The organism is Pseudodesulfovibrio pelocollis, assembly GCF_030282845.1.
Lineage (GTDB): Bacteria > Desulfobacterota > Desulfovibrionia > Desulfovibrionales > Desulfovibrionaceae > Pseudodesulfovibrio > Pseudodesulfovibrio pelocollis.
Window position 1 is genome coordinate 1 of record NZ_JASTWE010000115.1, and the last position, 765, is coordinate 765.

Below are 765 nucleotides of genomic sequence, written 5' to 3' on the forward strand. Positions count from 1 at the left end.
CAGGAGAAGGAACCACCTTCCATTTCTGTCTTACCTTTGATCGGGTTCAGTCCGAGCCCGAGAAGGCAACCGAGGCCCCCCAGAGTGATGGGCGTGGCATCAAGAATTACCATGTTCTCTTGGCGGAAGATGAGAAGGTCAACCAGATCGCCGTTCGCAGACTTCTTGAGAAATACGGGCATCGCGTCACGGTCGCCGAAAATGGAAAGCGTGCCCTTGAGGCACTGAACGACGATTCTTTCGACATAATATTCATGGATGTCCAGATGCCGGTCATGGACGGGGTCGCCGCCACCAGGGCCATCAGGCGGGGAGATGCGGGCATGAAGAATGCGAGTATTCCCATAGTGGCCTTGACCGCCTATGCCATGGTGGGAGACAGAGAACGTTTTCTTGAGGCCGGAATGGACAACTACCTCACCAAGCCGGTGGAAATCGATGAACTCCTGGAACTGCTGGGGCGTTTGTCTGGCACCTGATTTTTCACTCAACTTTTCCTGCCTATTGCCCACGGGTGGTCCACAGTCACACATGAAGCTGACAAATGGGCATACTTCACGTGTTATGCTTTCGTTTCGCCGGTTGGAAATACTGTTTGCCGCATACAGCACCGACCGCTTCCATTATAATTGGCAGATAATAATGAAAATAATGGGATTTACTTCCCTTGTTACAGGTGTATTGTGGGCAAACTGGGGCAAAATGAATTGAATGAGAAGGTGTCACCAGTGCTGGGTGTTGGGTGTGATAATGAGAATATTTTTT

2 protein-coding genes are annotated in these 765 nt (G+C 50.7%); one reads left to right on the forward strand and one right to left on the reverse strand.

The window, feature by feature from the left end; translation table 11 throughout:
• Positions 1–479 (forward strand): response regulator (locus QQS14_RS16430; RefSeq protein ID WP_285908100.1); only part of this gene is annotated, 479 nt, incomplete at its 5' end.
• A gap of 76 nt (positions 480–555) precedes the next feature.
• Here the strand turns inward: QQS14_RS16430 and QQS14_RS16435 are convergent.
• Positions 556–765 (reverse strand): hypothetical protein (locus QQS14_RS16435; protein ID WP_285908101.1); only part of this gene is annotated, 210 nt, incomplete at its 5' end.